Origin of the sequence: Brumimicrobium oceani, assembly GCF_003143775.1 — a bacterium.
In the GTDB taxonomy this organism is placed as follows: Bacteria; Bacteroidota; Bacteroidia; order Flavobacteriales_D; family Crocinitomicaceae; genus Brumimicrobium; species Brumimicrobium oceani.
Map to the genome: position 1 here is coordinate 19,222 of NZ_QFRJ01000016.1, position 17,531 is coordinate 36,752.

At 36.7% G+C, this 17,531-nt stretch carries 16 protein-coding genes; 5 read left to right on the forward strand and 11 right to left on the reverse strand.

All coding sequences use genetic code 11. The features are described 5' to 3' along the window. Position 1 precedes the first annotated feature (1 nt). On the reverse strand, positions 2-565 hold the full coding sequence (locus tag DIT68_RS14635) for a SiaB family protein kinase (protein ID WP_109360570.1): 564 nt from the start codon (positions 563-565) through the stop codon (positions 2-4). A gap of 275 nt (positions 566-840) precedes the next feature. Between DIT68_RS14635 and DIT68_RS14640 the strand changes: the two genes are divergently transcribed. Continuing rightward, entirely contained in the window at positions 841-1,581 is a 741-nt protein-coding gene (locus DIT68_RS14640; protein ID WP_109360571.1) for a class I SAM-dependent methyltransferase, read from the forward strand. Continuing rightward, positions 1,578-2,354, forward strand: a complete 777-nt coding sequence (locus DIT68_RS14645) for a ZIP family metal transporter (protein ID WP_109360572.1) — start codon at positions 1,578-1,580, stop codon at positions 2,352-2,354. Before DIT68_RS14640 ends, DIT68_RS14645 begins: the two co-directional genes overlap by 4 nt. Here DIT68_RS14645 and DIT68_RS14650 read toward each other — a convergent pair. Both DIT68_RS14650 and DIT68_RS14655 read right to left on the reverse strand, forming a co-directional pair. Next, on the reverse strand, positions 2,351-3,481 hold the full coding sequence (locus DIT68_RS14650) for a glycoside hydrolase family 3 N-terminal domain-containing protein (RefSeq protein ID WP_109360573.1): 1,131 nt from the start codon (positions 3,479-3,481) through the stop codon (positions 2,351-2,353). The genes DIT68_RS14645 and DIT68_RS14650 overlap by 4 nt on opposite strands. Then, positions 3,481-3,885 carry an OsmC family protein gene (locus DIT68_RS14655; RefSeq protein WP_109360574.1) on the reverse strand — a complete coding sequence of 135 codons (405 nt, stop codon included), beginning with the start codon at positions 3,883-3,885 and terminating at the stop codon, positions 3,481-3,483. Before DIT68_RS14655 ends, DIT68_RS14650 begins: the two co-directional genes overlap by 1 nt. A gap of 125 nt (positions 3,886-4,010) precedes the next feature. Here DIT68_RS14655 and lipA point away from each other — a divergent pair, with 125 nt between their 5' ends. Then, a complete protein-coding gene (gene lipA, locus DIT68_RS14660) occupies positions 4,011-4,904 on the forward strand; it encodes a lipoyl synthase (RefSeq protein ID WP_109360610.1) in 894 nt (297 codons plus the stop codon). Positions 4,905-5,072: 168 nt separating this feature from the next. Then, positions 5,073-8,162 (forward strand): T9SS type A sorting domain-containing protein, encoded by a 3,090-nt coding sequence (locus tag DIT68_RS14665; protein ID WP_158276204.1) that lies wholly within the window; start codon positions 5,073-5,075, stop codon positions 8,160-8,162. Positions 8,163-9,023: 861 nt separating this feature from the next. Here DIT68_RS14665 and frr read toward each other — a convergent pair. The 6 genes from frr to rplM form a co-directional block, all read right to left on the reverse strand. Then, on the reverse strand, positions 9,024-9,587 hold the full coding sequence (frr, locus tag DIT68_RS14670) for a ribosome recycling factor (protein WP_109360576.1): 564 nt from the start codon (positions 9,585-9,587) through the stop codon (positions 9,024-9,026). Positions 9,588-9,642: 55 nt separating this feature from the next. After that, on the reverse strand, positions 9,643-10,347 hold the full coding sequence (gene pyrH / locus DIT68_RS14675) for a UMP kinase (RefSeq protein WP_109360577.1): 705 nt from the start codon (positions 10,345-10,347) through the stop codon (positions 9,643-9,645). A 94-nt stretch (positions 10,348-10,441) separates the two neighbouring features. After that, positions 10,442-11,266, reverse strand: coding sequence for a translation elongation factor Ts (tsf, locus tag DIT68_RS14680; RefSeq protein ID WP_109360578.1), 825 nt, complete (start codon positions 11,264-11,266; stop codon positions 10,442-10,444). Positions 11,267-11,289: 23 nt separating this feature from the next. Beyond that, a complete protein-coding gene (rpsB, locus tag DIT68_RS14685) occupies positions 11,290-12,162 on the reverse strand; it encodes a 30S ribosomal protein S2 (protein ID WP_109360579.1) in 873 nt (290 codons plus the stop codon). Positions 12,163-12,276: 114 nt separating this feature from the next. Beyond that, the gene (gene rpsI, locus DIT68_RS14690; RefSeq protein ID WP_107039281.1) at positions 12,277-12,663 is read right to left on the reverse strand and encodes a 30S ribosomal protein S9; all 387 of its coding nucleotides are present in this window, start codon (positions 12,661-12,663) and stop codon (positions 12,277-12,279) included. A 5-nt stretch (positions 12,664-12,668) separates the two neighbouring features. Further along, complete coding sequence (gene rplM, locus DIT68_RS14695; protein WP_109360580.1) at positions 12,669-13,124, reverse strand: 50S ribosomal protein L13; 456 nt, start codon at positions 13,122-13,124, stop codon at positions 12,669-12,671. Between the two features lie 425 nt (positions 13,125-13,549). Here rplM and DIT68_RS14700 point away from each other — a divergent pair, with 425 nt between their 5' ends. Then, the gene (locus tag DIT68_RS14700; RefSeq protein ID WP_109360581.1) at positions 13,550-15,673 is read left to right on the forward strand and encodes a S9 family peptidase; all 2,124 of its coding nucleotides are present in this window, start codon (positions 13,550-13,552) and stop codon (positions 15,671-15,673) included. Positions 15,674-15,752: 79 nt separating this feature from the next. Here DIT68_RS14700 and DIT68_RS14705 read toward each other — a convergent pair whose 3' ends face one another. Together DIT68_RS14705 and DIT68_RS14710 are read right to left on the reverse strand one after the other, a co-directional pair. Beyond that, on the reverse strand, positions 15,753-16,274 hold the full coding sequence (locus tag DIT68_RS14705; protein ID WP_158276205.1) for an NUDIX domain-containing protein: 522 nt from the start codon (positions 16,272-16,274) through the stop codon (positions 15,753-15,755). A gap of 9 nt (positions 16,275-16,283) precedes the next feature. Continuing rightward, the gene (locus DIT68_RS14710; protein WP_109360583.1) at positions 16,284-17,483 is read right to left on the reverse strand and encodes a pyridoxal phosphate-dependent aminotransferase; all 1,200 of its coding nucleotides are present in this window, start codon (positions 17,481-17,483) and stop codon (positions 16,284-16,286) included. Between the last annotated feature and the right edge of the window lie 48 nt (positions 17,484-17,531).

Genomic DNA, 17,531 nt, shown 5'->3' on the forward strand with positions numbered 1-17,531 from the left:
TTTATTGCTTAATTTTTACTTGTAAACAAAAGAAACTGTATTTATCGCTTATAGGCATAAAACTGTATTCTAACTTGTTTCCAGATTTTCTTGCGATGTCAATCAGTCCTAAACCGGCAGTTCCTTTGCTAGAAAGCTGTCCTTTACTTAAAACTGAAATATATAATTCTCTTAATTCTTCTTTTCCTAAACTATTAATGTTACTAATTTTTCCCTCTAACTCTTCCGCTTTGTCCTTGGTTATATAATTACCAGTTTTAATTTCGTAGTAATCAGCTGGGTTCGAAATGCAGAGGATGGAAGCGTTTTTGATTTGATGTTCAGTTTGCCCATCAATTTTTATAATCTCCTCCTCGCTGTGGTGATACAAGTTTTGTAAGCATTCAACTAAAACGCTGTAAACTTTTTTGCGCGTCTTCGTGGACTCTTCAGAATAATCAAGTTTTGACTCCATGATTTGCAGAACAGAGTTCAAAAGGTCTGCAGTAACCAACCCTTTAAAAGAGACAATAGCATTATTGCGTTCCATGGATTGGTAAAGCTCATAAATTGAATTAATTGACATTTGAAATAATATTGCTTCTCAATAATTAAAATTTTGTACTGACGGAAACACAATGAAAAATGATCTAAAGTTATTTAGACTTTATTACCAAGGTTATTTATTGGATAAAATTCTTCGGATTCCCCCTGTCAGCAAATGCAAATATAAACTTTTGTTATTCATCAACACCTGAAAGAATGATTTTTATGCTTGTGATATTTTTAATGCAACATTATTGCAGGAGTGATATAAAATGGATACATTTGTCTACTTTTTTATAATAAAAGATTATTTACATGGCACAGCAGAAGGGTGAATGGTTTGAAACTTGGTTCGATACAAGGTATTATCACATTTTATATCAAAATAGAGATTTCTCAGAAGCGGAAAGGTTTATAAATAACCTTTTGGACGACCTTGATTTATCAAAAAGTGCCAATTGTTTAGATTTAGCTTGTGGCAAAGGACGCCACTCTGTTTTTATCAATAAGAAAGGATTTAAGGTTACTGGAGTAGACTTGTCTCAAAACAGTATTAGTGAAGCAAAGCCTTTCGAAAATGATTCCCTTTCTTTTGATACGCATGATATGAGGGAAGTGTACAAAGAAAATACTTTTGATGTTGTATTTAATTTATTCACCAGTTTTGGTTATTTTGACGATTATGAAGATAACGCTAAAGTCCTGAATTCTGTGCATAAAATGCTGGTAGCGGACGGGCTATTGGTTATTGATTTTATGAATGCTGATTTTGTATTAGATAATCTGGTGAAAAAAGAAGTGAAAACTCTCGATAATATCGACTTCCGTATCACAAAATCTTACGATGGTAGGCACATATTTAAAGATATTAATTTTTCTGATGAAGGCAAAGAGTACCATTTTCAAGAAAAAGTACAAGCCATAAAAAAAGACGAATTTGAAATGTTATTGAAGGAGTCTGGATTTGAAATTGAAAAAATCTACGGAGACTTTTCTTTGTCACCATTCAGCAAGGAGAAGTCTGATCGTTTAATTATTATCGCTAAGAAAAAATGAGTTTAATTTGGGGAACTGTCCTTTTAATAGGTTCGGTGTTATTAGGAGGAGGTTTAGTTGTGTTTTTACAGAACTTAAACAAGGGTAAACTTATAAAAGTTCTACTTTCATTAAGTGGAGGTTTTCTTTTAGCAATTGCATTTATTCATTTCATACCAGAAATATATGCTCATGGATCCGAAGGGGTAGGCTATTACATCTTGCTTGGGTTTCTTGTTCAATTGTTTTTGGAATATTTTTCTGGCGGAATTGAGCACGGACATATTCACGCCAAAGACACGAAAGGAACAGTTCCCTGGTCTTTGTTTATAGCCCTTAGTTTTCATTCGTTTTTTGAAGGGATGCCTTTAGAGGCTCAATTCCTAGGTGAAGCAGGCACTCAATTAATGGATCATGTGGGACACAACCATTCGCACGTTCACTCTCATGCTAAAGGCGAAGGTGTTCAGGGCTTACTTTTGGGAATTGTCCTGCATAAAATTCCCGTTGCAATCGCATTGATGACTTTATTACTGGCCTCCGGATTTAAAATGACAAAGGCTTGGTTGATCCTAATTGCTTTTGCGCTTATGGCACCGCTAGGAATGTTAGTTGGCCATTATGGTGCTCAAAATTCATTATTGAATCTCGAAATTATTTTAGCTGTAGTAGTGGGTATGTTTTTACATATTTCTACAACTATTATTTTTGAGTCCACTGAAAATCATAAGTTCAATTTTATAAAACTCATAAGTTTACTAGTGGGTGTAGGACTAGCGATTTTAGCAATTTAGTTTTGTGACGGAAATAAATCTCCTTCTGTACATAGTTTAGCGCGAATAATTCGTTTACAGGCTAAGTCAACTTTTTCTTTAAAGGCTAAGCTCGACTTGTATTTTTCTAGAATCTCTTTATGAGCTTTTGCAGCGTTTAAAGGCATAAGAAGAATGTCTACTCCTGCATCAATTGCTTTTACATTTGATCCTGGAATGGTGGAAACCCCCAACATATTCATGGCATCGGTTACGATGAGTCCCTCAAAATGGAGGCTATCTCTTAATAGGTCTGTAACAATCTCTTTTGAAATAGATGAAGGCTGGCCTTGGGTATTGAACGGAGAATCGTTATCTACTGCGATGTGTGCAATCATAATGCTTACGACGCCATTCTCAATTAATGGAGGATAGTTTTTAACTTCCTTCATTTCTCCTTTGATATAGACTAATTTTTTATGGGTGTCACCTTCCACATAACCGTGTCCTGGGAAATGTTTAGCTGTTGCTATGATGTTGTGCTTTTGTGTTTCCTGAATAAATGCATTTGACCAAGGAATAACACTGTCTGGTTCATGACCAAAACTTCTCCAGCCTACCGTTTTGTTTGGAGACATATCAACTACAGGTGCAAAATTGTAGTTAATTCCAATCTCGTTTAAATCTTTTGATATCGTCCGCGCAACTGCTTTAACTTCTTTAACTGTTCGTAATGTGTTAGCCTTGGCAACAGGAGTAGAATTCTTTATTTTTCTGTTCACTAGACTTGCTTCTGCATCTGCACTATATAAAAAGGGAAGGGAACCGGCTTCTTTATTCCACGTGTTGTATTTTTTTACCCAAGTGGTAAACTCATCTTTTGTACCGTTTAACAATAACAAGCCGCCTATTTTTTTGTCTTTCACCAACTGATCAATAGTTGCTTCTGTCTGTCCGTATGGCCCTATTGCTGGCATAATGAGTTGGGCTACTTTTTCAGCTTCAGATAGCTGATTGAATTGTTGAAGTACAGCTTCGTTTAATTTTGGATTGTACGTGTGAAAGTCCGTTAATTTGAATTTTAAATCTTGTGCACTCAAAGAAGCTGAGAACATAGCTGAAAGTAGCATGATTATTTGAAAAATACGCATTTGTAATATGTTTGACATTAATAATTAAATTCAATATTTACCTCTATTTCTGATGAAACGCTCTTCGCCACAGGGCAGTTCTTGGCTGCTGTTTCTATTCTTCTTTTATCTTTCTCGTTCCAGTTGTTACTGCTCAGGTCTAAAACGATTTGTAAACCACCAATTCGCCTAGGCTTGTCCATCATTATTTTCTCTACCTCGCCCTTACAGTCCTTGAAGTCAATAGCATGCTGTTCACAGTAGATACCTATTATAGTAATCATGCAGTTAAGGTAGCCAGCCGCGAGCAAGTCAGTTGGAGAAAACCTAGTTCCTTTACCGTTGTTGTCTAAGGGAGCATCTGTTTCAATAATTGTGCCTGATTTCTGATGAGTTGTCGAAATTCGTAAATCTCCTAAATAGGAAGAACTTATTTTTTTCATAGTCCGTTATATTGCTTATTTTTGCAGGTGAAAATTATATTACAAAAATAGTATTTTCTTTGATGGAATGAATGGAATAGTGCATTTCATTGAATGAATATAAGAACCTTAATAAATTAGGTGACATGTCAATAGTAGAAGAGCCAAGACAAACGAAAATTAAAAAGCCTAAGTGGTTACGGGTCAAGTTGCCAACGGGAGAATCCTACAGAAATGTGAGGAAATTGGTGGATGAACACAAGTTGCATACGATTTGTGAGAGCGGGAGTTGTCCTAATATGGGTGAATGTTGGGGGGAAGGAACAGCAACATTTATGATTCTAGGAAATATTTGTACACGTTCTTGTGGTTTTTGTGCCGTTCAAACCGGACGTCCCGAAGAAGTTGATCTTTTTGAACCGGGTCGAGTGGCTAACTCTGTTAAGTTAATGGGAGTGAAGCACGCCGTAATTACCTCTGTTGATAGGGATGATTTGAAAGATGGAGGGGCTAATATTTGGGCGCAAACAATTCGAGCGATAAGAAAACAATCTCCAGGTACAACCTTAGAAACTCTTCTTCCGGATTTTGCTGGAAAATGGGAGAACTTAAAAATTGTAACTGATGTTGCTCCAGAAATTGTGTCTCACAATATAGAAACAGTTCGAAGATTGACAAAAGAGGTTAGGATTCAAGCGAAGTACGACCGTAGTTTAGAAGCACTTTTTAGAATTAAAAAAGCGGGTATGCGCACGAAGTCTGGAATAATGCTAGGCTTAGGAGAAACCCATGAAGAGGTGCTAGAGTCCATGCAGGACTTAAGAAGTGTGGGAACTGATATTGTTACTATTGGTCAGTATTTGCAGCCAACACCTAAGCATCTCCCAGTTGCAGAGTTTGTTACACCTGAGCGTTTTGAAGAATATAAACGAAAAGGGATTGAAATGGGTTTTAGATATGTAGAGTCGGGGCCACTGGTGAGATCTTCTTACCGCGCTGAGAAACATATATTTGACATGGAAGAAGCTCAAAAGATTTAGAGTTGTATATTTTTTGAACAATCTTGGATGGACCGTGTTTATTACTTGAACAAATTGATATAATTTTATAAATGATTAAATAGGCGTTAAAAAGTTGTAAAATATTTGAATTTTTTACTTAAATTGGCGCTTTGGTATAGATGTGAAACCGAAAGTATTATTATGAATATGAAACGAAATAAGTTGATTCTGGGAGGTCTAGGAGTTGTCGCTATTGCAGCAGCAGCCTTTGTTACTCCAAGTGTTTTGGAAAAAGAGGGAGACGTAAGGTACTCCCAAGAGAGAGGTTCTTTGGAAGCTTTAACAGGTGGGAATGGTTTCAGAGAATGGGTGAAAACTACAATGGTTGACGTCGAAACAGGCGAAATGATTGAAAGTAATAAGTTGAACCAAATCTTGAAACAACATCAAGAAGTATCACAAACGAAAGCCATTTCTGTAGAGTGGACTGAGTTGGGGCCTGATAATATCGGAGGTCGAACTCGTGCAATCTTGGCAGATCACACCAATTTAAATTACGTGTGGGCAGGTGGTGTTTCTGGTGGTTTGTATAAATCAGAAAACCGTGCTAACAATTGGAGTAGAGTAGAAAATTTCCCTGGTGGGCAGTTTATTTCTTCTATTGCTCAGGATTCAGAAGGGAATATATATGTAGCGACTGGTTCTATTGATGAAAGTTGGGACGGACAAGGGTTGTTTGTAACTCCTGACGGAGGAGCAACTTGGCAACAAGTACCAGGAACTTCAAACTTTTCTAGAATTAATAGAGTAGCAGCGACCGAAGCAAGTCCTGTAGTTTATTTTACGCACACATCTGGTTTGAAAAAATACACTTTCGGAGGATCGGTTGAAAATGTGGCTTCCTTTGGAGGTACAGGGGCAAAAACCCTGGCGTATTCTGCTGATGGGAAAGTTATTGTTGTGACTTCAAATAACTTTGAAACGTGGGTTTCAACGGATTGGGGGCAAAATTTTCAGGTAGTTTCTGCTCCTGGAAACGTACCAGGTAAGTTATCGCAATCAGGATATGGAAGAATCGAATTCGCCGTTTCATCCAAGAAGTCTGATGGAACTTACTCCATATATGCAGCAACTTCTTCTTCGAATAATCAAGGTCAATGGATTTCTCTAGATAATGGAGCTTCATGGCATAAACACACTGCTGCAACTCCAGCGGATGTAAATAACGGTGTGATTGATTATAGAGGACAAGGTACTTACAACAACGTCGTGAGTTTTGATCCTACGGATGTAAACCGTGTGATTGTTGGTGGTATCGACTTACATGAATGGAAAAAACAAATTAACAATCCACCTTCAGGAGGATGGAATAAAATTTCTATTTGGTTTACTAGTCCAACAAGTCCACTATACGTTCATGCAGATAACCATGAATTAAAATGGGACAGCAGTAATAGATTATACATTGGTAACGATGGAGGTATTGGAGTTTCTTTGGATCAAGGACAAACTTTTTATCCGGCAAACAGAGGTTACAACATTACACAGTTCTACGCATTCGCTCATGATAAAAATGGTGCTGTTATAGGAGGAACTCAAGATAATGGTTCTCTTTATAACAATTTGCGTAATGCAACTTACAAGGAGTTTAGACAAGTTTCAGGAGGTGATGGTTTTACCGCTGAAATCTCTTTCTTCAATCCAAACGTGTTGTTTACAAGTTTGTACGCTAATAGTTTTTTCAGAAGTCCTGATGGAGGGGTAACAATGAGTCCTTTCACACCAAATTTACCTGGATACGGACCTTTTGAATTAGGAAGTCCGGAACACCCTTTCCATTCACAATTTCACATGGGTGAATATTACGATACAGATTCAGAAGATTCTTTAATTTATGTTCCACTTGCAAGTTATGCTGTGGGGGAAACGATTAGAATTCCAAGTAGAGCAACTGGTGATACGATAGAATATGTTACACCAATACCTGTTCAGTTTGATGATACCTTACTTTACGATCCATCTTTAACAACTGTGGAATACGAAGTCGAAGATACTTCAGGAATTATTTATGACTTGGGTGTATATTCTTACACACACTTGCCTTCTTCTTCTGGAAGTACTCCTCCAGCTGTTGATGATTCAATTTTAGTATACGTGCCTAACGGTCCTGATACTGTTGTTGTCGCTGCTGTTAATCCTTATAACTTCTACTATGGTTCAAACAGTGCAGGCCCTGGAGTTACTCCATTTGGAAAAGATACTATTGGCTTAGATATCGCTTGGGATACACTTACGGTTCAAGACCCTTACCAATCGTGGTTTGTATTTAGTACGACCAAAAACAATGGTGAGATATGGGGGACTAGAGATGCTTTAAGATTCTCTGCTTCAAACATCAAGTGGGTTCGTTTAATGGAAGGAATCGGTAGTGCAGGTAATTTAGATGTAGCCTTTAGTAAGGATTTAAATAATATGTATGTTACTGCTGGTAGTTCTGTATATAGCCTAGAAGGGTTAGGTAAAGTTTATTCTTCGGATGCAGATTTCAAAGCTAAATTAGATATCGACGAAGGTGCCACGGCAACAGTTAAGAAAACTTTAAGAACTGGATCTTTCTCTGGTGTAGCTGTTAATCCAAATGATGAGAACGATGTAGTCGCTGTTCAAATGTTTAATGGTTCTGTTTACCGTTCATCAAATGCAGCATCGGCATCACCGACAATGTCACTAGTAGGTACTCAGAATGGTATGGCATTTTACGATGTAATTATAGACAGAAATGATAGTGATATTTTATTCGCGTCTACTTTCGCTGGTGTTTCGATGTCAGAAAACGGTGGAGCTACGTGGACGGATGTTTCTGACCCACGTTTTGCAGGAGTTCCAACATATGAAATTCGTCAAGCATGGAGAACTTACGCTGAAGGGAATAACATACCAGGTAAAATATTCATGGGATCGTTTGGTCGAGGAATTTGGTCTACTAGCGCAGTATTGAATGTTTCATCTAATGATCCAATTCAAGATGTGGATGTAGAGAAGCCTTTTAAATTGGAGCTTTATCCAAATCCTGCACGTTACAATTCAACTTTAGTTGTTGACTTAAAAGACAGTAAATTGCTAGATATCCAGTTCTATAATATTTCTGGACGCTTAGTAAAAAGAATTCAAAAAACGGATGCGCACGTAGGTCGTAATGAAATCGGATTCAGTGCTTCAGAGCTTCCTCAAGGTACTTATATTATTAGAGTACAAAGTGGTAGTCAAGTTGAAAACACGAAGTTTGTAAAAATGTAATAAAACTGATCTTTATAATTCAGACAGCCTTCCATAATTGGGAGGCTGTTTTTTTATGTTTTATAAATCAGCTTCTTTATAGATTAGTATGGCCCCAATTGAAATCCTATAAAATATTAATTGCTACACTGCGAATTTTACTGTAAGCTCCTGCACAAGTTGCATTTTAAATTACGGATCATTGATGTCTTTTTGTTTTTGCAATTAAACCCTTGGTAGTTTCTATTTCAGGTGAGTATGCCGACCCTCTTGAACTTACGAGCTTAAGGAAATTATATTTTTAGCAGAAATGATACATCTAAATAAACCTATAATTAAATTGCCAGTCACTAGGAATCAATTAAAATCAGAGGTTTTGAAACCAGCCACACATATTCATATAGAACTCTAAATTACGATAGTGTATTGCAGAGGAACGCCACCTGATTACCCTATTATTCGTACTTAATCAGTAGGATAGGAGTATATAAGAAAAGTGTCTAGCGTCATGTCCTATAACTTTAGTGTCATTAGTAAATGGATGTCGATGTGGTGTGTGAAAGATGAACTGATTGTTTCTTTTCTAAGCTTTAATTGCTAGAATTGTGTTCTATCCAATAGCTTTTTTTTTAGATGAGATTAATTTTATTCGGGTTTTGCCAGGCAATAGAATTTTTAACTAGTAAATCGGAATACTCAGAGTGTTTTATAATGACCTGGTTCACGATTCGTTAAGAGAGAGGTTGATGCTTGCCTAGTTATTAGTTCTAGATGGCCTAAGAGGCGTCTTTGGTGTATGGTTTTGTTTGTTGAGATGCTGGTGTATTAAAATAAAAAAAGCCTTCCGATTGGAAAGCTTATGTTTAGTTTGAGTAAAAAAGATTATATTTTCATTATATCAACTTCTTTAGCATCAATAAGAGAGTCAATCTTTTTTACGAAAGAATCGGTAACATCTTGAATTTCTGATTCGGCTGTTTTCATATCGTCTTCAGAAAGTCCCTCGTTTTTTAATTCTTTGATGTAGTCCATCGCGTCTTTACGGTTATTACGGATACTTACTTTTGCATGTTCACCTTCTGCTCTGGCTATTTTAGCTAATTCCTTTCTTCTTTCCTCTGTAAGCATGGGAATATTAATAATTAACATTTCACCATTATCTTGAGGTGCTAGGCCTAAATTTGCATTTATAATTGCTTTAGCACATGCTCCTAATATATTCTTTTCCCATGGCTGAACAGTTAGTGTTCTACCGTCTAATGTACCAATATTGGCAACTTTAGATAGGTTGGTCATGCTTCCATAATATTCTACCAACACTCCATCCAACATATCAGGTGTTGCCTTTCCTGTCCTAATTTTGTGTAATTCAGAATCCAAGAAGCTCAAACTTTTGTTGTTCGACTCTTTAAAATCTTTTATAGTTTCATTAATTTCCTCTACCATCACTCTTCGTTATTAAAATCTCAAAATATAATATACAAATTTAGCAAAGAATCTGTTATGCCACAATGGTACCTACAGATTCTCCCATTATGATTCGTTTTAGGTTACCTTCTGTATTGATATTAAAGACAACTATAGGAAGGTCATTTTCTTTACATAATGTAAATGCGGTCATGTCCATAACGTTTAGACCGTTAGCGTAAACATCATCAAATGATATCGTATCGTATTTTTCGGCATTTGGATCTTGCTCGGGATCTTTAGTATAAACTCCGTCAACGCGGGTTCCTTTTATTATGACATCAGCATTAATTTCGATTGCTCTTAACGATGCTGCGGAGTCTGTAGTGAAGTAGGGATTTCCTGTTCCAGCTCCAAAAATCACCACTCTTCCTTTTTCTAGGTGTCGAACAGCTCTTCTTCGCACATAAGGTTCTGCTATTTCTTTCATTTCAATGGCAGACAATAGGCGAGAATCTATTCCAGCGGTTTCTAGGGCTGACTGCAAGGCCATTGCATTGATCATAGTAGCGAGCATTCCCATGTAATCTCCGTGCGTTCTGTCCATTCCACCTTCTTCGGCTTGTACTCCGCGAAAAATGTTACCTCCGCCAATGACAATTCCTAATTCTACACCCAGATCTGTGATCTCTTTGATTTGTTCTGCATATTTGGTTAATCGGGCATTGTCAATTCCGAATTTTTTATCTCCCATAAGTGACTCACCACTTAATTTTAACAGAACTCTTTTATACTTCATGGTTAAGAATCGTTATACGTTTATAAATTTCATGCAAAATAAGACAAAAAAAAGAGAGAAACAATGTTCTCTCTTTTTTAGTTTTAAATATTTATTAGCTTAATGAAAAGCGCTTAAATTCAGTAACTGTTAATCCAGATTCAACTGAATTAAGGAATTTTTCAACAGTCATTTTGTTGTCACGAACGAAGTCTTGACTTAACAAAGTGTTCTCTTTAAAGAATTTGTTTAATCTTCCTTGAGCAATTTTGTCTGCCAACTCTGCTGGCTTACCTTCTTCGATTGCCTGATCTTTTCCAACCTGCAGTTCACGATCGATAACTTCTTGAGAAATACCTTCTTTTTTCAATGAAAGCGGGTTCATGGCAGCAACTTGCATTGCAACTTGTCTTCCTGCATCTTCGCTTTCAGATCCTGATTTGTTTAATCCTACTAGAGCAGCCAATTGATTTCCTGGGTGGTTGTAAGCTACAACAGTTGTTGCACTAACTTTTCCGAAGTTAGTTAAGTCTAACTTCTCTCCAATAACACCAATTTGCTCAACTAATTTCTCATCAACTGTTAACTTCTCGTTGTACTGTAGTTTCTTTAAATCATCTACAGAAGTAACGTCATTTTTGATACCAATCTCTAAGATTGACTTAACAAAGTTTTGGAAGTCTTCGTTTTTAGCAACAAAATCAGTTTCACAGTTCAATTGAATGATGTAACCTACTTCACCTTTTGATTCTGCAAAAATAAGACCTTCTTTAGCCTCGTTGTCACCACGCTTAGCTGCAACTTTTTGACCTTTTTTACGCAAAAAGTCAACTGCTGCCTCCATATCTCCGTCTGCTTCAACTAAAGCCTTTTTGCAGTCCATCATTCCTGCACCTGTTTTTTTTCTTAAGTCATTTACTTGACTAGCTGTAATTGCCATAATATCTTAAATTACAAAAATTATTATTCTGATTTATCTTCTGCTTTAACTTCCGTTTTAGCCTCAGATTTATCTTCTACTTTTGTTTCTTCTTCTTTTTTAGAAGCCTCTTTTTTGGCTGCTTTTTCTTCGTCAGCTTTCTTTTTGTCTTCTTTTTTCTTTGTTTCTTCTGCTTTTTTGTCCGCCTCTTGCTTAGATTTTGCAGTTTTACGCTCTTCTAAACCTTCTTGGATTGCTGCAGTAACATAGTCCATAATGATTGCAACTGATTTAGATGCATCATCGTTCGCTGGTATTGGGAAATCAACTAATTTTGGATTAGAGTTTGTATCAATCATCGCAAAAGTTGTGATTCCTAAACGAACTGCTTCTTTTAAAGCAATGTTTTCCTTCATTACATCTACAATGAAAATAGCTGCTGGTTGACGAGTCATATCAGCAATAGAACCAAAGTTCTTTTCTAATTTCTCACGTTGTCTTGTAATGAACAATTTCTCACGCTTGGATAAAGTGTCCCAAGTACCGTCAGATTGCATTTTGTCGATCGTCGCCATTTTGCGGACAGACTTTCTAGTTGTAGCAAAGTTTGTTAACATTCCACCTGTCCAACGTTCTGTAACGTAAGGCATGTTGATTGCTTTTACTCTGTCTGCAACAATTTGTTTTGCTTGTTTCTTAGTAGCAACAAATAAAATCTTTTTTCCAGACTTTGCAATTTGTTTCATAGCTAAACAAGCTTGCTCTAAATGAGCTATTGTCTTATTTAAATCAATAACGTGAATACCCTTTTGCTCATCAAATATATAAGGAGCCATTGCTGGGTTCCACTTTCTTTTGAGGTGACCAAAGTGTACACCTGCGTCTAAAAGTTCTTTAAAATCTGCTTTTTTTGACATTTTAATTTTTTGTTTCGTGTTTACGTTCCTTTAGTAATCAATGACAAAGGGTTCTTTCGAAAAGTACTCCGCCACTTGGATACTAAACAAGCGCCAAATAAAGTAATTGTAAGTCTAACGTTTCGAGAATTGAAACTTCTTACGTGCTTTTGGTTGTCCTGGTTTCTTACGTTCAACCATTCTAGGGTCACGTGTCATTAAACCATGTTCCTTCAATAAAGGCTTGTGCTCTTCATTTACTTTTACTAAAGCACGAGCGATTCCTAAACGAATTGCCTCTGCTTGACCATTGATTCCTCCACCGTGAACATTAACTGTTACGTCATACTGACCTAATGTTTCTGTTACTGCAAAAGATTGTTGAACTTTAGTCTGTAAAGTTGCAACTGGAAAAAATACTTTATAGTCACGTTTGTTAACTGTTACATTACCTTTTCCAGGCTTCATGTATACACGTGCAACAGAAGTTTTTCTTCTTCCTAATGTGTTAATAATTTCCATACTCATTATTTGATTGATTCAAGATTAATCGTTTCTGGCTTTTGTGCAGCATAATCATGCTCAGTTCCTACAACAACTTTCAAGTTCTTGTATAACTTGCTACCTAATTTGTTCTTCGGTAACATGCGCTTTACAGCCATTTCTACTATGCGCTCAGGACGCTTTTCTCTCAACTGCTCTGCAGTTAATGAACGCTGACCTCCTGGAAAACCAGTGTGACGAAGGTATGTTTTCGTTTCCCACTTGTTACCCGACATTGCAACTTTCTCTGCGTTGATTACGATGACATTGTCACCACAGTCTACGTGAGGAGTGAAATTCGGCTTGTGTTTTCCACGGATTAATTGCGCTACCTTGCTTGCCATACGCCCTAGCGTTTCGCCTTCTGCGTCAACCAATAACCACTTCTTTTCAGCGTTTTCTTTATTGATAGAGACAGTTTTGTAACTTAATGTATCCACTTTGTTAATTTTAAAAATAAGACAATAATCCCAAAATTTGGGGTTGCAAATATATAACTTAAAGATTTGAATAACAAATACCCTTCGAAAAGATTTGTATAAATCTTTGATATCTGTGTTTTAAGGTGGGAATGCTGCCAAAATTAGGTAGATAATTCTTTAATGGGCAATTTCTTATTTTTATTTTGATGGGTAAATTCGATTTTTTTCTGCTTCTTGCTTTTATTCGGCCTAGGCACATGTTATGCTTGCTAGCTTTCGTTTGGTGATTTAGTGGTTATTGTGATTAGTTGCACGAAAGGAATTCTTTTGAAAGCATGGCATATCAAAGGCTGAATGTTAATATAACTCATATTTTTAGTTTTCTTCGGTAAGCTTCTACTTTGAAATAATTTTATCTTTGGTGTTTCACAATTTATAATAATATGGAATTATATAGACGTTTTATCTTAGTGTTGATCTCAATATTCTTGATCACCAATGTTGATGCTCAAAAGGAGCTTACTTTGGAAGAGGCTGTTTTAGGACAGTATCAACAATTTTATCCAGATCATATTTTTGGTTTTAACTGGATTGAAAATCAGAATAAGTATGCATACTTAAAGCAATACCAAACCTTGGTAGTGGGTATGGTTGAGGGAGAGGAAAAGGAAGTTTTACATATTAGTGAAGTGAATGAGGCCCTTGGTGTGAGGTTTAATTATTTTGCTGGAATTAAATGGAAAGACGAGCATACCTTTGTTTTGAATTTGAGAAATGAAGTGCTTACTTATAATATAGATACCAAGAAAGGGACTAAAATAGAATTACCAGAGAACGCCGAACGAATTACTTTTGATCATCAATATAATAATGTCGCATATACCTTAGATAATAATCTTTTTTACTCTTCTGTTACAAAATACGAGCACATTGCGGTGACTAAAAATGATGATTCCAATATCGTTTCTGGACAGGAGATCGCAAGAAGTGAAATGGGAATTACTCAAGGGATTTTCTGGTCACCCACAGGAGAGCATCTGGCCTTTTATCAGAAAGATGAATCAAATGTAAGTGATTATCCACTTTTGAATATACTTGAAACTCCAGGGACTCTTAATTCTATTAAGTATCCGATGACTGGTCAACCTAGTGAAAAAGCTAAATTGGGAATCTATAATTTAAAGAATGCAAAGACCAACTTTATCTCTACAGAACACGGCGAAGAAAATTACTTAACCAATGTGAGTTGGACTCCTGATGAGCAATTCATTATTTTGGCAGAGGTAGCACGTTCGCAAAAACACATTTGGGTTCAAAAGTACAATGCGGAAGGTGATTTGGTTAAAACGCTTTTTGAAGAGAAGAAAGATACTTGGGTTGAACCTGAAAAACCGGCGCACTTTCCTTCCAAAAAAAGTAATGACTTTGTTTGGGTGAGTGAACGAGATGGATTTGATAATCTTTATTACTATTCTATAGAAGGAGAACTAAAATCGCAATTGACCAGTAACGCGTTTATGCTTAAAGATATAGTTGCGGCTCATCATGGTGAGGTGTTTTTTACTGCAACTGGAGAAAATCCGTTGAATACATTATTGTATAAGGTAAATACCAAGGGTAAGCAAGTGCTTTTGACAAAAGAACTGGGGACGCATTCAGTTGACGTCAATTGTACAGGTGAATATATTTTTGATCAGTTTTCAGCCCATGATATTCCAAATAAGGCAGTTATTCGTAAATCAAATGGGAAGCTTGTGAAGCTAATGTTGGAGGCTGAAAATAAACTAGCTGATTATAATTTGGCAAAAGCGGAAGTGAAAACTATAAAGTCTAGAGATGGAGTCGATTTATATACACGTACTATTAAACCCAGAGATTTTGATTCAACGAAAAAATATCCTGTTTTAATTTATGTTTATGGTGGCCCGCACGCACAATTAATTACTAATAGTTGGTACGACGGGGCTAGTTTATGGATGCACTGGTTGGCAAATCAGGGATATATTGTGTTTACATTGGATAATCGAGGTTCTGGTAATCGAGGTGTGGAATTCGAGCATATTATTCATAGGAATTTAGGTGTAATAGAGCACCAAGATCAACTTGACGGTGTAGAGTACCTTAGCAGTTTGGGGTATGCAGATACGAGTAGGATTGCTGTGCATGGCTGGAGTTACGGTGGATTTATGACAGGAACGATGATGATGAAATCACCTGAGGTTTTTAAAGTAGGTGTAGCTGGAGGTTTAGTTACAGACTGGAAGTATTATGAGGCTATGTATGGTGAGCGTTACATGGATACGCCTGAAGAAAATAAGGAAGGTTATGAAAAAACCAGTTTGATCAATCAGGCAGAGAACTTAAAGGGTGACTTATTATTGATTCATGGAACTTCAGACCCTGTTGTAGTAATGCAACACAACTTGTCCTTGGTAAAGAAGTTTGTTGATTTAGGAATTCAAATAGATTTCTTTCCTTATCCAATGCATGAGCATAATGTGCGAGGTAAAGATAGAGTGCATTTAATGCGTAAGGTGTTAGATTATGTAATTAAAAATAATCAGTAACCAAATTGAATCTCGAAATCTTTAAAAAAAAATGGCAGCAATTCATCAATTGCTGCCATTTTTATTTCTGATTCTAGCCTTATTTAAACTTAACCTTTCCCAGTAGTTTAGATATCAGCTTAACGTCTTCTAAGCTTGGGTCTTCGGCGAAACAATCTATATTAAGTGACGAAACACTTTTTTGTAATTGAGAAAAAGCCATTCTAATCATTTCGTAATGGTCAAATGCCAATTCAGGTAAATCTTTCATCGCAACCCATTGTGCAGATTCTGCATCATCATTTCCTTTAGGATTTACACCTTTCTTTTTCATTAGAATATAATGGGCAATTGAAATTACACGAAATCTAGGGTCTCTTTTTACCTCACCAAAAGTGTGGAACTGCGTCATGAATTTCACTGAAACACCTGTTTCTTCTTTTAATTCTCGAACAGCTGCTGCTTCTGGGGTTTCGTTATCCTCAATAAACCCTCCAGGTACAGCCCATTTTTTTCCCTTAGTTGCTTTTTTACGCTCAATTAGCAAAAGGTATAATCCCGTTTCGTCGAAGCTAAATACAACAGCATCTGCTGCGACTTTTATGTTTTGTTGAATACTCAAAATCTTTCTTTAATAAGTGGTGTGGGGATAAATTTCTAATGCTTTTTCAATGCAAACAAGGGCTTTCTCCAATTCTTTCTTTTCTAAAACATAGGCTATTCGTGCTTCTTTTTTACCCAAACCAGGTGTTGCGTAAAAGCCGCTCAAAGGTGCCATCATTACAGTGCTTCCTTCGTGTTCAAAGTCTTCGAGTAACCATTGGCAAAAGTGTTCGGTATCTTCAACTGGGAATTCTGCTACTGCATAAAATGCGCCTTTTGGTTTAGGGCAATTAACACCTTTGATTTTATTTAATCCATCCACCATGATGTCACGTCTTGCAACATATTCAATTGTCACTTCGTCGAAGTAGGATTGAGGTGTTTTTAAGGCTCCCTCGGCTGCAATTTGAGCATAAGTTGGAGGAGAGAGTCTAGCTTGAGCAAACTTCATCGCTGCATCCATAAATTCTTTATTTCTAGAGATTAATGCGCCAATACGTGCCCCACACATTGAGTATCTTTTGGATACAGAGTCGATGAGGATTACGTTTTCCTCCATGCCTTTAAGGTTCATTACAGAAAAAGGAGTGGCCCCATCGTAGCAAAACTCTCTGTACACCTCGTCAGCAAATAGGAAAAGGTCTTTCTTTTTAATTAATTCGCTTAGCTTCTCCAGTTCCTCTTGAGTATACAAGTACCCTGTTGGGTTTCCTGGGTTGCAAATTAGGATTGCTTTGGTTTTTGGTGTGATTTTCTTTTCAAACTCTTCAATTGAAGGCAAAGAAAATCCATTCTCAATTGTTGAGGTTACAGGAATAATATTAATTCCAGCGGCAGTTGCGAACCCGTTATAATTTGCGTAAAAAGGTTCAGGGATGATTACCTCATCTCCAGGATTCAGTGCTACTGAAAAACCGAAAAGTAAGGCTTCCGAGCCTCCGGTGGTAATGATTATCTCGTCTTGGCTTACTTCAATGTCATTTTTACCGTAATATTCAGCTAGACCTTTTCTGTAAGATTCAAATCCTGCTGAGTGGGAGTATTCCAAAACCTTAATGTCTGTATTTTTTACAGCATTTCTTGCCGATTCTGGAGTTTCGATATCTGGTTGTCCTATATTAAGGTGTATTACGTGTTTTCCTTGAGATTTCGCCGCTTCTGCAAATGGAACCAACTTTCTAATTGGTGAAGAAGGCATGCTTGCGGCTTTCATTGATAATTTTGGCATATTTTCTTTCTGTTTTATTTGCTTCAAAAATAACCAAGACCTTTTGAT

Bases quoted from the DNA above. Each gene is read 5' to 3' on its own strand.
- DIT68_RS14635 (WP_109360570.1), bottom strand. From the start codon at position 565: ATGTCAATTAATTCAATTTATGAGCTTTACCAATCCATGGAACGCAAT.
- DIT68_RS14640 (WP_109360571.1), top strand. From the start codon at position 841: ATGGCACAGCAGAAGGGTGAATGGTTTGAAACTTGGTTCGATACAAGG.
- DIT68_RS14645 (WP_109360572.1), top strand. From the start codon at position 1,578: ATGAGTTTAATTTGGGGAACTGTCCTTTTAATAGGTTCGGTGTTATTA.
- DIT68_RS14650 (WP_109360573.1), bottom strand. From the start codon at position 3,481: ATGTCAAACATATTACAAATGCGTATTTTTCAAATAATCATGCTACTT.
- DIT68_RS14655 (WP_109360574.1), bottom strand. From the start codon at position 3,885: ATGAAAAAAATAAGTTCTTCCTATTTAGGAGATTTACGAATTTCGACA.
- lipA (WP_109360610.1), top strand. From the start codon at position 4,011: ATGTCAATAGTAGAAGAGCCAAGACAAACGAAAATTAAAAAGCCTAAG.
- DIT68_RS14665 (WP_158276204.1), top strand. From the start codon at position 5,073: ATGAAACGAAATAAGTTGATTCTGGGAGGTCTAGGAGTTGTCGCTATT.
- frr (WP_109360576.1), bottom strand. From the start codon at position 9,587: ATGGTAGAGGAAATTAATGAAACTATAAAAGATTTTAAAGAGTCGAAC.
- pyrH (WP_109360577.1), bottom strand. From the start codon at position 10,347: ATGAAGTATAAAAGAGTTCTGTTAAAATTAAGTGGTGAGTCACTTATG.
- tsf (WP_109360578.1), bottom strand. From the start codon at position 11,266: ATGGCAATTACAGCTAGTCAAGTAAATGACTTAAGAAAAAAAACAGGT.
- rpsB (WP_109360579.1), bottom strand. From the start codon at position 12,162: ATGTCAAAAAAAGCAGATTTTAAAGAACTTTTAGACGCAGGTGTACAC.
- rpsI (WP_107039281.1), bottom strand. From the start codon at position 12,663: ATGGAAATTATTAACACATTAGGAAGAAGAAAAACTTCTGTTGCACGT.
- DIT68_RS14700 (WP_109360581.1), top strand. From the start codon at position 13,550: ATGGAATTATATAGACGTTTTATCTTAGTGTTGATCTCAATATTCTTG.
- DIT68_RS14710 (WP_109360583.1), bottom strand. From the start codon at position 17,483: ATGCCAAAATTATCAATGAAAGCCGCAAGCATGCCTTCTTCACCAATT.